Annotated in this window: 10 protein-coding genes and 1 pseudogene; 3 read left to right on the plus strand and 8 right to left on the minus strand. The window is 71.7% G+C overall.

Going from position 1 to position 12,469, the window contains the following annotated elements:
* Nucleotides 1-951 precede the first annotated feature (951 nt).
* The 8 genes and pseudogenes from ACIOFR_RS41105 to ACIOFR_RS41140 form a co-directional block, all read right to left on the minus strand.
* Nucleotides 952-2,670 (minus strand): SpoIIE family protein phosphatase, encoded by a 1,719-nt coding sequence (locus tag ACIOFR_RS41105; protein WP_401005787.1) that lies wholly within the window; start codon nt 2,668-2,670, stop codon nt 952-954.
* A 1,298-nt stretch (nt 2,671-3,968) separates the two neighbouring features.
* Nucleotides 3,969-4,739: a hypothetical protein gene (locus tag ACIOFR_RS41110; protein ID WP_401005788.1), complete on the minus strand. Its 771-nt coding sequence runs from the start codon at nt 4,737-4,739 to the stop codon at nt 3,969-3,971.
* A 306-nt stretch (nt 4,740-5,045) separates the two neighbouring features.
* The gene (locus ACIOFR_RS41115; RefSeq protein WP_401005790.1) at nt 5,046-5,213 is read right to left on the minus strand and encodes a hypothetical protein; all 168 of its coding nucleotides are present in this window, start codon (nt 5,211-5,213) and stop codon (nt 5,046-5,048) included.
* A gap of 63 nt (nt 5,214-5,276) precedes the next feature.
* Nucleotides 5,277-5,360, minus strand: a pseudogene (locus tag ACIOFR_RS41120) (chemical-damaging agent resistance protein C); the annotation flags it as partial.
* Between the two features lie 1,172 nt (nt 5,361-6,532).
* Nucleotides 6,533-6,853 carry a hypothetical protein gene (locus ACIOFR_RS41125; protein ID WP_401005792.1) on the minus strand — a complete coding sequence of 107 codons (321 nt, stop codon included), beginning with the start codon at nt 6,851-6,853 and terminating at the stop codon, nt 6,533-6,535.
* Nucleotides 6,850-7,770 carry a hypothetical protein gene (locus ACIOFR_RS41130; RefSeq protein ID WP_401005794.1) on the minus strand — a complete coding sequence of 307 codons (921 nt, stop codon included), beginning with the start codon at nt 7,768-7,770 and terminating at the stop codon, nt 6,850-6,852. The genes ACIOFR_RS41125 and ACIOFR_RS41130 overlap by 4 nt, the downstream gene beginning before the upstream one ends.
* The gene (locus ACIOFR_RS41135; RefSeq protein ID WP_401005796.1) at nt 7,760-7,978 is read right to left on the minus strand and encodes a hypothetical protein; all 219 of its coding nucleotides are present in this window, start codon (nt 7,976-7,978) and stop codon (nt 7,760-7,762) included. The genes ACIOFR_RS41130 and ACIOFR_RS41135 overlap by 11 nt, the downstream gene beginning before the upstream one ends.
* A 355-nt stretch (nt 7,979-8,333) precedes the next feature.
* A complete protein-coding gene (locus ACIOFR_RS41140) occupies nt 8,334-9,299 on the minus strand; it encodes an alpha/beta fold hydrolase (protein ID WP_401005798.1) in 966 nt (321 codons plus the stop codon).
* 485 nt (nt 9,300-9,784) lie between these two features.
* On the opposite strand from ACIOFR_RS41140, the gene ACIOFR_RS41145 reads away from it, so the two are divergent.
* The 3 genes from ACIOFR_RS41145 to ACIOFR_RS41155 form a co-directional block, all read left to right on the plus strand.
* Entirely contained in the window at nt 9,785-10,417 is a 633-nt protein-coding gene (locus ACIOFR_RS41145; protein WP_401005800.1) for a TetR/AcrR family transcriptional regulator, read from the plus strand.
* Nucleotides 10,418-11,171: 754 nt separating this feature from the next.
* Nucleotides 11,172-11,723, plus strand: coding sequence for a YceI family protein (locus ACIOFR_RS41150; protein ID WP_401005802.1), 552 nt, complete (start codon nt 11,172-11,174; stop codon nt 11,721-11,723).
* A gap of 515 nt (nt 11,724-12,238) precedes the next feature.
* On the plus strand, nt 12,239-12,469 hold a 231-nt coding region (locus tag ACIOFR_RS41155), incomplete at its 3' end, for a helix-turn-helix domain-containing protein (RefSeq protein ID WP_401005804.1).

Consider the following 12,469-nt stretch of genomic DNA (forward strand, 5'->3'; position numbering starts at 1 on the left):
CGAGCCGACCGTCTTCACCTTCGCGAACGGCACCTACGGGCCTCTGAAGCTCTGATCAGGTCTGCCACCTGAGCGTCGAGACGTTAAAGCACAAGTTCAGGGCTGGACGGTGGGTGTCGGCGCAGGCCGGAGCCCGGTCTAGCGTCCCCCTACGGTGCGGCGGGCCGGGGCCGGGGACGTTGCGGTCGCGCTGGAGGTCGAGGAGCTCGCGGAACAGGCCACCAGGCTGGGTGGCGAGCGTCCCAGATGCCGGTCTGGACGATGTGGCCCCGGTCCCGATGCGGTTGCTGCTGTTCCCGGGAGGTCCGAAGGGTGCTCGTTCGGGTGCCCGGTTGGCTGCGCCTTCGGGTGCCCGTTTGGCCGCTCGTCTGGGTACGCGTTCAGCGTCCGGTCCCATGCCGGCGGGCCGGCTGTTGTTGCTGGTCAGAGACCTGATCGGCCGTTCTCGCCGGTCAGACATACCTTCCTGAGCCCTGGCCTGAGGTGTGAGCGAGTGAGTGAGTGAGTGAGTGAGTGAGTGAGGGCGTGGGTTGGGGTCGGCGGGTCGCTGCGCTGTGTCTCTTCTTCGCGCCCGCCCGGTGGCGGTCGCGCGCGGTGGTTGAGGGGTCGGCCGCCGGAAGGGGAGCTGTGGGTGGTTGGTGGGTGCGGTGGGCCCGTCCCGGTCCCCGTCCTGGTCCCCGTCCCGTCTCGCGTTCCCGGGTTGTCCCTGGTCCGTCCGCTGTCCGCTGTCCGCCGTCCGCCGTCCGCCGTCCGCCGTCCGCCGTCCCCGGGGTCGGGCCGCTTCCTGCCCCTTCCGGTCCTGCCTGCACCGTGTGCTGTCCGTGTGGGGCGCGCCCCGGCTCTGCTGCCCTGCTGTCCTGGCCGGGCGGGGTGCCTGGGCTGTCGGCTGTCCGCCGTCCGGGCCGTCCCGAGCCCCGATGGAGGAAACCCCCGGTCAGCAGCGTGTCCCGTTCAGTCCGGTACTCGGATGGCGAGGAGTGCGGTGTCGTCGGTGCTGCCGTGCGGAATGGCCAGCAGGATTCGGTCGCAGAACTCCTCCAGCGGGTAGCGCGTGAGGCCGGCGGCGTGTCGGCGCAGTCCCTCCAGGCCGGCGCCGAGGTCGGCTCCGGGGACTTCGACGAGGCCGTCCGTGAAGAGGAGCAGGGTCGAGCCGGCCGGCAGGTGTTCCAGGCCGTCGGGGCGTCCGGGATCACCGCCCGCGCCGAGGACGATGCCCTGGCCGGATTCCAGGTAGCGCGCCTCACCGTCGGACGGGGTGCCGGTCGCGGGCAGCAGCAGTGGCGGGGGGTGTCCGGCGCTGGTCCACCGCACCTGCCACGGCCCGCCCGGCGGTCCTTCCACGTAGGCGAGGACCATGGTGGCCATCGGTACGTCGGTCAGGCTCGCCATGGCGTCGTCGAGCCTCCCGACGATGGCGGCCGGTGATTCGTGGCGGTCCCAGGCCAGGGCGCGCAGGATGTTGCGCAGCTGGGCCATCCGGGCGGCCGCCTGCAGGTCGTGCCCGATCACGTCGCCGATCACCAGCGCGGTCCTGCCGTCCCGGAGCCCGAACGCGTCGTACCAGTCGCCGCCCACCCGCGAACCTGCCGGGGCGGGCCGGTAGCGGGCGGCCAGCTGTAGGTCCCGGCTCTGCGGGAGTTCGGTGAGCAGATGGCGCTGCATGGCGGTGGCGATGTCGCGCTGCTCCCCGAACAGGCGGGCATTGTCGATCGCGACGCCCGCCCGGTGGCCGATGTCGGCGAGCAGGGCGAGCTCGCGGCCGGTGAAGGGGCGGTCCGGGCTGGTGCGCACCGCCGTGATCGCGCCGGTGATCTCGCGCGCGCTGGTCAGTGCGACGACGGCCGCCGAGGTCGCGCCCAGGGCACGCAGGAACCCTGCCTGTACGGCGGCGAGCGGGGCGTCCGGTGGCTCGGCCATCTCCTGCCGGCCGAGCAGCACGGGCTGCGCACCATGGAGCACGCGCACCAGTGCCGAACGCGAGAGTGCTGTCGGTGGCGGCAGCGGGCCGCGCCACGCGCCCAGGGCGGGGTCCCGCCCCTTGGGGCCGAGGACGGCGACCCGGCGGACCTCTCCCTCGGGGGTCCGCAGATCGACCGCCACCCAGTCGGCCAGCTTGGGGACGAGCAGGGGGCCGAGCCGGTCCACCGCCTCCTCGACATCCAGGGTCTCGGACAGCACCTCGGTGATCGCGCCCACCAGGGTCAGCTGCTCGGCCAGGTCCTCCAGCAGGTCCACCCGGGCGGCCTCCCGCCCGACGGGCGCACTGCTTCCCGCGACATCGGCGAACAGCACCGCCAGACCGACCGTCCGGCCCCCGTGCGCAATGGGCGCCGCCGACCAGCGCACCGGCAGGGCCCGGCCCTCCCCGGTCAGGAAGGTGTCGCTCTCGCCCCAGGCCGGCCTTCCGTCCTCGGCGACCGCCAGCAGCACGCACCGCGAGCGCGGGATCCCGACACCGCCGGGACCCCGGTGCAGCAGCTCGTGGGCATCCTCGCCCACCATCGCCGTAGCCCGACGGCCCAGCAACTCCTCCGCCCGCGGATTGGCCGTCAGGATCCGCCCACGCACGTCCACCAGCAGCACCCCGGCCGCCAGCCCCGCGAACGCGAACGTCAGCAGCCGCTCCCCGCCCCCCGACCCGCCAAAGGCCTGCACCGGGCCGTGTGACACTGGATGCCACCTCCCGCCGAGGCTACGGCCACTGCTCCGGGCTGGAGGCGAGCAGCGCAAAGCCATGGGACGGCTCCACCAGCGCGCGCCTCGACCTTCACCGAGAGGGCCGAAGGCTCGTTCGGCTCCACCACGTCTCCTCCCGCAGTCCGCCGGCATCCAAGCCGCCCCTCCATACTGCGACCCCTCCCGGCCCCGCGCTCACCACGGCGGTCACCTCCGGCGTCGGGCAGCAACTGGTCGAACTCGGAGCCGGCCTCCACTCCTGACCCCACAAGACGAAGGCACCGACCGCCGACGCGGTCGGTGCCTTCGTCGTCCTGCTGTTCGGGCCGGTCGGGGTGCTGCTCTGGCTGTCGGTTGCCTGCCGTCCCGGTTGGGTCGGGTTGGGGCTTTGCCGGGGGCTTTCGTCACCAGCCGCTGGTGACGGACTTGCTCCCGGCTGCTCCCGTCCGCTCCCTCGCCTGGCTCCGGTCGCCGGGCCGTTGTTTGGTTGTGGGGCCGTGTCGGGGGCGCGGCCGGTCTGGCTGTGCCGGGGGCCGGGGACCGGGCTGCTCCGGCTCCGGGCTCCCGCCGGTCCTGCCGCACCGGCGCTGCCCGCTGGTGCTCGCGCCTCGCGTTGGTTGTCGCCTGCGCTGTGGCTGCTCCCGCCTCTGTCCGGTCGACCGGCTGCTGCTTCGGGTCGCTGCTGCTGCCCAACCTGCTGCCCCGGGTGCCGTGCCGTCGGTGCCGCTGTCCGGGCCGGTGCGGGGGCGGGTCGCTGCCACGCGCGGGCCCGGCCGCCGCCCTGTCCCGCCTGGTCCGGATGCCGCTCGCTCCGTGGTCGGTCACTGGGTGTTTGTGCAGGTCGGAGGGTTTGCCGGTGACTGGAGTGACTGAGCTCCGGGGTCGGCCCGTGGACGAGGCCCGGCCTGTTGTGCTTGGTTCCGCAGCAGCCCGGGACGGGCCGTCGGCGGCTCGGTGGAGCTGCGGCTGCTGCTCCTGGCTGGTCGCTGTCGGGGTCGAGGACCTGCCCGGCCTGCTGCTGTTCCCACTCCGCGGCCGTCTGGTGCGCGCGGGCCCGGCCCGGCGGCCCGGCGGCCTGGCCGCAGGCCACCCGCCGGTCACCCGCTGGCCAGGCCGCCCCGCCGTCCCTGTCGGCTGCCGTTCCGGCCGGTCCTGGTCGTCGTGGTTGCTGCGCCGGCCCCGTCTCCGCGCTGGCCTGGCTGGTGCGGGGGACGGGGGCTGCCGCTGTGTTCCAGCTCGGGGCCCGGTCCTGCTGCCGCCCCGCCCCGCCCCCGCCGGGGTGGGGGGGGGTTTCAGCCGTGGCAGCGGACCTTGACGAGGACGATCTCGGCGGGCAGCGCGGCCAGGTAGGCGTCGAAGTCGGTCGGGAAGGGGTGGGTGTCGCGGCAGGCGCAGTCGATGCCCCTCTCGCAGGCGCCGTGGATGCGTGGACCGTCGTGGCTCTCCAGCCACCATCCGTCGAGGGTGAGCAGGTCGTCGTGGAACTGTCGCAACGTCTTCGTCCACGCCACGTACGCGGACCGCTCGAAGGTGCCGATCCGTTCGAACTCACCGAGGTTCCACCCGGGGCCGGGCATGGCGCGCAGGCCTGCGGTGAACTCGCGGATCAGCGGCTGCGCGTAGTACGCCTCGTAGGCCGGCGTGCCGTCGACGATATCGGCGTCCTGGTCGACGAGTTCGTCCTCGAGGTCGAAGAAGCTTCGGACCGGTGGATGGCGCGGCGCCAGGTGGTGCCACAGGTCCCAGGCGGCTCCGGCGTAGGTCTCCAGGTCGCCGAGGTCCAGCAGCCCGCGCGGACCCCCTGTGCACATACCGGGCGGGCTGGGGCGGAGCTGGGCGCAACTGGCGCCGGCGGTCCCGGGCCGTTCGTGGATCAGCCGCGGATCGTCCTCGTACCCCGGTGCGATCAGGAAGCCGCCCAGGATCCGGTACGAGTCCCACATCGCGCGGTCGTGCCAAATACCGTCCTCGGCACTGAACGGCGCCATGGCCGCCGCCAGTGCCCCGTCGATGTCGTCGACCGCCTCGGGTGGTAGGCACACCGTCACCCTGATCCCCGCCATCCCCGTCCCCGTCCCGTTCCCTTGATCATCAGCATGGACGCGGCCGAGGCTACCGGCGCGTCGGTGGGCGGCGCACCACGGTTTTCCGGCCGGGCGACGGCCCGCTGAGATCCCGTCACTGCCGCCGTGCCCACCGCGTCGGTCCCTTCCCGGCCCGTCCACCACCGCCCCCGGCCCGCCAGGCCCGGCTGGGCCGGGCCGTCAGGTCCCGTCACCCGCACCCCTACCACCCCGCTCGCCAGCCCGCCGAGCCCGGCCGCCGAGCCCGGCCCGCTCCTGCGACCGCCAGCGGGCCGGGGGCGGGGTTCAGCGGGTGGTGAGCCCGTGGGCGAGGAGGGTGAGCGGCAGGGCGCCGGCGGCGCCGGCTGCGCCGAGGAGGGAGCGTCGGGCGAAGGTGCGCAGGGTGGGCCAGGCTTGGGACAGCCGGCGGTGGGGGCCGGCGGGTTGCGGGGCGGGTCGTTCGTCGGGGTTCATGCGGGTCTCCTGGGTCTTCGAGGGACAGAGCCGTACTTCCGACCTGTCGGGCGGAACTTCCACTCACTTGTCGTCCACGCCGAAGTCGAGGGCCGTGCCGCGCAGACCGGCGCCGTACCCCTGGCCGACGGCGCGGAACTTCCACTCACTCGTTCGCGCCGAAGTGAAGGGCGATGCCGCGCAGACCGGAGCCGTAGCCCTGGTCGATGGCGCGGAACTTCCACTCCGCTCGGCCCCGCCGCCATCGATCACCTCATCGACACCAACCACCGGGCGTTCTTCGACTCCCTCGCGGACGCCACCGGCGTCGACTACGAGGTCGAGACCTACACCCACCAACAGCGCACCCCGGCCTGCCACGCTGAGGTCCTGAGTACCCTGCACCACCTGGACGTGATCCGCTGGCCGCTCGCACCCTCCCACGGCATCGTCCACCTGCGCCTGCCCTGCCCGCAGCGCGGCCGGGCCGAGAAACGCGCCGAGCGCACCAAGCTGCTCCGTCTCGGCGACGTCCACCGCCGACCCCACCGACCACGGCCCCTACGAGGCCACGGTGACACCGCAGTTCGGCCCGTACGTCGACCTCGCCACCCTCCACCGCAACCTGGCTGAGGAGCGGTTCCTGGCCGCCGAGTCGGCCACCCCGCCGGTGATGGTCAAGGACGGGCGACTGGGCGATCGGCTGCCAGCTCGTCGACGCGGCCTTCGCCGCCCTGCACGGCATCCACCCACTCACCCGGGTCTTCACCCCGATGGTGCTCACCGATACCGACACCGACGCAATCTGCGATCGACGAGGGTGTGAAGGGCCGGACGGAGCCGGGACGGTGTTGTTCACCGTCCCGGCGCCGTCGTCGGCTTTCTCAGTGCCGCGCCACCGTGCCGGACGCCGCCGACAACGAAGACCTCCTGGCAAGGAGGCGGGGCCCAGAATCAGCGCTGCTGGAGCTGGTCCGCGGCCAGGCCGGCTCCGATAGCTGGTTACAGGCTCGAATTCGTGGTGCGTCGTATTCCTGCGTTGGCCCGCTGAGAGCTGTGCTTGCCCGCGGGGCGGGATCCTCCTGGACCAGTCCGCGCCGAGGGCGGAGGGCCGAGCGAGCGGATGGAGGCCGGGGTGAGCCCGTCAGCTTCACGGCTGTGGCCCGTACGGCCGGGGTGAGCACTGACTGCCTTCACCGGTGCTCGGAACCGCGCACGCGGACGAGCGACACCGTGCGAAGAGTGGAACCCCGCGACCTGCGCAGGCGCTTGGCCTGCTACGAGGCAGGCTGAGGGCGCATAAGGGCGAACCCCGCAGTGCGTCTCACGGGGCCGGGCCGCTACCAGCCCTCGGCGACCGGGGGAAGCCCGGCGTAGGCGCGCAGGGCGTTCTGGGAGTCCGGCAGACCGAGGTCATGGAGTCGTCCGGCAACCTGCCGGCCGACCCAGGGGTGCTCCAGATCGGCCAGAGCCTGCACCAACTGCTGTTGCGCGGCGGACAGGTCGACGTAGGAAGGCGGTGGGCTCTGCTGCGATATCGGGAAGAGCCCGTCCAGGGCGGCTCTGGTGCGGCGTCCGTTCGGGTCCCGCGCGATGCGGGGCAGACAGGCGGTGAGGGCGGCCTGCGGAACGTCCGTGCCGAGGGTGTGCAGAGTGGTCACGATGTGGCCGTGGAAGTCGCCCTCGTTGTAGTCGGTTGATCGTGTGGGGGCGGGGCCGGCCGCTGCGGCGGTGAGTTCGGTGACCGCGCGGTCGAGCAGCCCGGCGCCGAGTGTTCCCTCGCAGTTGGTGGCGATCCGGACGACTGCGGTGGCGGCGGCCCACCGCACCAGGCATCTCCACTCTCCAGATAAGGGACGAAGTCGCTGCCCAGCGAGGACGTACCGACCAGTCCGGCGGCGACCAGGGCGGTGGCTGCGACGACGGGATCGCAGTCGGATTCGGCGAGATCGAACAGGCACGGCAGCGTGGTGGCGGAAGCCTCGGGAAACCACGCGAGCAGGTAGGCGGTCCGGACCCGGATACCGGGTTCGTCGTCAGCGAGCAGGGGCAGCAGCCTGGGAAGCTCGGCCAGGACCGCGTCGTACGAGCGGAGCGCAGCGTCCCCTGCGTCGAAAGGCACGCCGGCCGCTACCGCGGCCCGGGCCTCCAGCAATTGCTCGCGTCGCTGTTCATCCTTCTCGACGGCCAGTTGCCCGTCGTACCAGGACAGGACTGTGGCCGGGCTGACCTGAGCGGCGGCTGCGCGCCAGGCGGTGATGTCGATCCCGGTGGCGACGTCGTACTCGTCGTGCCAATCGACCGCCAGGCGGGTCAGCAGCCACATCAGCTCCTCGCGGACGGGCTGGGGACCGGCTACCGCGAGTCGGGCGATGAAAGGCACCGCGAACGGGGAGGCCTGATACCGGGAGCCCTGATGAAAAACGCTGTTGAACAGGCCACTGAGCGCCTTCTCCCATACCTTCTCGTCCTCGCCGCACAGCGCACGAATCCCATCGAGGACCCCTGCTCCGCCATCCAGGTACGCCCAGTCCACTTCGTCCAGCCCGGCCAGGATTCCATCGTACTTATCGATCATGGCAGCAGGATGGCATCGCCCCGCCGGTGAGAGCGGACAGGGGCCCCTGGGCGGGGGCTTCGGGGGCTTCGGCCTTGATGACCTCCTTGTGGGTGCCGCTGCCGTAGTGCTCGAAGGCGGTGCGGACGTCGCCGGTGCGGTGTTCGTCGGCGACGGTGAGGTGGAAGCCGTCGCTGTCCCGCAACCGCACGGTCGCACGAACGGGCATGCCCTGGCCGACTGTCTCGTCGGCCTCGGTCGCGTTGATGGGGCCCTGGCTGTCCCTCAGGTCGGCTGCCCCGTACCGGGCGCCTGGCGGCCCTCGTCGAACAGACCGACCCCGTGCCCCCGTCCTGCCGGTCCACCAGGAACTCGTCCCGCTGCTCCCCGGCGGGGCCCTGCGCCCGGGTACCGCGGTCGAGGTCACCGACGCCGGGCTGCTGCTGGCGCTGGCCGGCGGCGCCGGCATCTGGGTTGCGGTCGTGGGGATGCCCGACCTGGGATCGCGCCGGTCTGCACGGGCGTGCAACGGCGGCATGGACCGCTTCGCCGCCGCTGTCGGAGATCTCGCCTCCCCGCACTGCCTACCTGTGCGAGGTCTTTGCGTTCGCCGTGTCGCGGTAGGGCGCGAGGAAGGCGGTCAGCGCCGACAGCATCGCCTCTGGGGCTTCCTCGGCAGGGTAGTGGCCGCATTCAGGGAGGACGATGCTCTCCACGTGGTCGGCGGAAAGCTTCATGGTTGCGCCGACCGATGCCCCCAGGTTCTCCGCACCCCCGATCGCGAGGACGGGAAGGGTCAGCCGTCGTGTCGTGCGCTTCTGGTTCTGTTCGATGGTCGCATCGAGTGCGCGGTAGAACTCGAAGCTGGACCGGCGGGCTTCCGGGTCGGCGGTGAGGGTGTCGACGTAGTGCCGGACGGCGTGGTCGGGCAGTGGCTTCGCGGATTTCGTGGCGAACTGGTGGCCGAAGAAGAGATGCTCCCGTCCGCTGATCAACTGCTCGTTGATGTCGGTGAGGCGGTTGAAGGCGAAGTGCCAGAGGCGGTCGTTGGCCTCCTGGCTGCCGAAGAGAGGTGGTGTGGGGGAGAGTCCCGGGATGGCGGCCTCGGCGACGGCCAGACGGTCGATCCGGTCAGGGTGATCCGCGGCCAGGGCATAGCCGGTCCACATCCCGACGTCGTGACCGACCATGGCGAAGCGCTGATGCCCGAGTGCGTCCATCAGCGCCACCATGTCGCGTGCGAGGGTGCCGGTGTCGTACCCGTCCAGGGGTTTGTCGGAGAGCCCGACGCCGCGCGGATCGACCGCGACGACCTGGAAGTCCTGGGCCAGCGCGGGCATCAGGAGGCGCCAGGCGTACCAGGTCTGGGGCCAGCCGGCGTGCAGCAGCAGCGCGGGTCCTTCGCCGCCGGTGACGGCGTGCAGGCGCAGCTCGCCCGTGTCGACGTACTGGCTGGTGAAGGTGTCGGTGAATCGGTCCGGGAGGTTCGGCGCCCGGGAGACGGAACCGGGGCCTTCGGGCGTGGGCGCGTGGGTTGATGGCAGTTTCATGATCATCCTTTGTGGCAGGGCTGTCGCGGTTTCATGGAGTGGCCTCGAGTGAGGGCGGAGTCGCGCGGCGCGGTGGTCGCTCGGATAGTGCGGTGCGGACGGAGAGCGACGCGAACACCCTCGGCGCGATCCCGGTCCCAAGGGCGTGGACGGCGGAGACCGACGTCGTGGCAAAGGCCCCGAAGCCCATCTGCGGCGCCCGGAACGCATACAGCGGAATCGGCGGCGTCCCGCCCGGCGCGACCAGGGTGTACACCGCGGCCATGAGTCAGAACCCGGCGCGCGGCCGGCGTCCGTCGACGGGCGGAACGACGTGTGTGTGGACGTCTGATGCGGCGTCGTCGATCATCGTGCGGCCTTTCGAGGTGGGAACCACTGGCTCGTCACACTAGGCATCTTGGATCGATCAGTCAAAGATAGTTTGACCGATCGATCCAAGATGAGGGTAGGCTCACAGCGGAAGTCGCGAACGAGAGGTGCACACCATGTCCGGCCGGAAACAGTTCGACGTCGGTGCGGCCCTTGACCAGGCGATGCGAGTGTTCTGGCAGCGCGGATACGCGGACGCCTCACTCGACGCCCTCGGCTCCGCCACCGGTCTCGGCCGCGGCTCCCTCTACGGCGCCTTCGGCACCAAGGACGCCCTGTTCCGCCAGTGCCTCGACCGCTACGCGTCGATCTACGGCGCGCAGTACGCGCAGGCGCTGACGGCCCACCCCGGTGATCCGGTGCGCGCGGTCGAGGCATTCCTCGACGTCACCCTGAGCCGTATCGCCGACCCGTCGGTCCCCGCGGGGTGCCTCATCGCCCAGTCCGCCGCGCAGTCACCGACACTGAAAGAGGAGAACAGCGTTCAGGTGCGTGCCCTGCTCGACATCCAGCGCCAACGGATACGCGCAGCACTGGAGGATTCCTCGGCCGACACCCGGACGCTCGACGAACTCGCCACTTTCGTTGTCGCCGTCAACCAGTCGCTGGCCGTACTGAGCCGTGCCGGAACCTCGGACGCCGAACTGCGAACCGTCGCCCGGCTCGCATGCACAACGGTGGCGGACACCCTCGCCCGGGCAGCATCGAAGGACGTCACCCACGACTTTCCTGGGCAATCCATGCCGTGACCCCGGTAACGACCTGCGGCGTTTCATCCTCCTCCGCGCCCCCACCGGCCATCACCCCCCCCACCTCGCCCAACGCCTCACCGCCCGGTCGCGCCAGCACCAGTGCGTCCTCCTCACACCGTCCCACTGGCCCGGGTACACGGCGCGGATCGACGTCATCGAGAGCCCCTGGACCGGTCTCGGCCAGGGGCGGGGGCAACCGCGCGAGCGCCGCATCGCCGCCACCTCCACCGGGCGCAGTGACCTGGGGACCGGCCGCCGTGTCGAGGCGCTGCTCCCGGACGAGCACGGCCGGGTCGGCACGATGACGGACGCTGCGAAAGCTCCGGTGCGGGATCGGGCCCGTGCGGGGTGGAAGGTGGCGGCCGCGGCCTCCTGACGGGCCCGGCGAAGGTGCGCGGGTGCAGGAGGCCGTCTCCAGTCCCGCTCTTCCACGCGGATGGCTTCGGGCAGCGCCTTCAGATGCCGGCGCGCCGCCGGGCCCGCTTGTCTGTGCGGTCTGCGGTGAACCCGCCAGCGACACCCCCGCCCTGTGGGGGTGTCAGGGCCGCACCCGGGCAAGCCCGTCCGCCGGTACCGATGGTGCGAGGAAGGACGGCAGTGGTAGGCCGGTGGCCCGAGTCGCTGGGCAAGGTGCACTCTGCCGTCGCCCCGTGCGTCCGGCCGGGCCGGGGAGCGGTCGCGCCCTAGCGTGAGTCCGGAACGATCCGGGCGAACCGTCGCCTGGATCCCGTCTTACGGAGGCACCCCAGCCATGACCGTCACTGGCCCCGAGCTCACCGGGGACTACGTCCTCGACCTCGCCCACACCCGGATCGGCTTCGTCGCCCGCCACGCCATGGTGACCAAGGTCCGCGGCGCGTTCCACCAGTTCGAGGGCACCGTTCGTCTGGACGGCAGCGATCCGACCCGATCCACCGCCCAGGTGGTGATCAAGGTCGAGAGCATCGACACCGGCGTCGAACAGCGCGACCAGCACCTGCGCACCAACGACTTCCTGGACGCCCCCAATTTCCCCGACATCACCTTCCGCACCACCGCGGTCGAGCCCCGCTCCGAGACCGAGTACCAGGTCACCGGCGACCTCACCATCAAGGACACCACCCGCCCGGTCACCATCGCCTTCGAGTACACCGGCAACGCCGTCGACCCCTACGGCAACCTGCGGGTCGGCCTGGAAGGATCGGTGACCATCTCCCGCAAGGAGTTCGGTGTGACCTGGAACGCAGCGCTGGAAGGCGGCGGCGTTCTGGTCGGCGACAAGGTCGTCCTGGAACTCGACATCTCCGCGATCAAGCAGAGCTAGCAGCCCGGGACCGGCGCGGCCGCACCCAGCGGCCCTCGCGGTCCCGGTACTCCATCTCCGCGGGGACGTCCGGGCCCGAGGTCACGTCCAGCCACCAGCCGTGACACGGGGATCCGGTTGGGGGCTGACGGCTGTGCCGCGCGGTCGGCCAGGACGAGGCCCTCGGTCTTCAGCCGTGCGAGCAGAGGAAGGCCCCGTAGCATGCGCCGCTCGCCCGAGGTGCCGGCGGTGCGGGCGGACTGGGGCGAGCTGCGGCGGCGGGGCGCAAGACCTGGCCCGTCGCTGATGGGGAGGAGGGACGGTGAGCTCGAGCGGTCCGCAGGCACGCCCCGGGTGCGGGCGTCGTGACGAAGGCGGTGCGGATGCGGCCAATGTCGAGCAGGTGGTCGCGGACTGCTGCGACGGGTGCTGCTCTGTCGGCGTCGGGTGAAAACTGACCGCTGAACGGCGGATCAAACGGGACCCACCTCGCGATCGTCTGATCATCCTGATCTTCACAGGGTCAGGAGGAGAGGGTGATTTCCGTGGAGGACTGGGCTGAGATCCGCCGGCTGCACCGGGCCGAGCACATGCCGATCCGGGCGATCGCCCGGCACCTGGGGATCTCGAAGAACACAGTGAAGCGGGCCCTGGACGGTGATAGGCCGCCGGTCTACCAGCGTCCGTTGAAGGGTTCGGCGGTGGACGCGTTCGAGCCGGCGATCCGCGAGCTGCTGAAAGCGACGCCGACGATGCCGGCCACGGTC

Origin of the sequence: Kitasatospora sp. NPDC088346, assembly GCF_044740765.1 — a bacterium.
Lineage (GTDB): Bacteria > Actinomycetota > Actinomycetes > Streptomycetales > Streptomycetaceae > Kitasatospora.

What these genes read in the sequence shown, in the direction of transcription:
- ACIOFR_RS41130 (WP_401005794.1), bottom strand. Translation starts at nt 7,770, where the DNA reads ATGATCGATAAGTACGATGGAATCCTGGCCGGGCTGGACGAAGTGGAC.
- ACIOFR_RS41135 (WP_401005796.1), bottom strand. Translation starts at nt 7,978, where the DNA reads ATGCCCGTTCGTGCGACCGTGCGGTTGCGGGACAGCGACGGCTTCCAC.
- ACIOFR_RS41145 (WP_401005800.1), top strand. Translation starts at nt 9,785, where the DNA reads ATGTCCGGCCGGAAACAGTTCGACGTCGGTGCGGCCCTTGACCAGGCG.
- ACIOFR_RS41150 (WP_401005802.1), top strand. Translation starts at nt 11,172, where the DNA reads ATGACCGTCACTGGCCCCGAGCTCACCGGGGACTACGTCCTCGACCTC.
- ACIOFR_RS41140 (WP_401005798.1), bottom strand. Translation starts at nt 9,299, where the DNA reads ATGAAACTGCCATCAACCCACGCGCCCACGCCCGAAGGCCCCGGTTCC.
- ACIOFR_RS41110 (WP_401005788.1), bottom strand. Translation starts at nt 4,739, where the DNA reads ATGGCGGGGATCAGGGTGACGGTGTGCCTACCACCCGAGGCGGTCGAC.
- ACIOFR_RS41115 (WP_401005790.1), bottom strand. Translation starts at nt 5,213, where the DNA reads ATGAACCCCGACGAACGACCCGCCCCGCAACCCGCCGGCCCCCACCGC.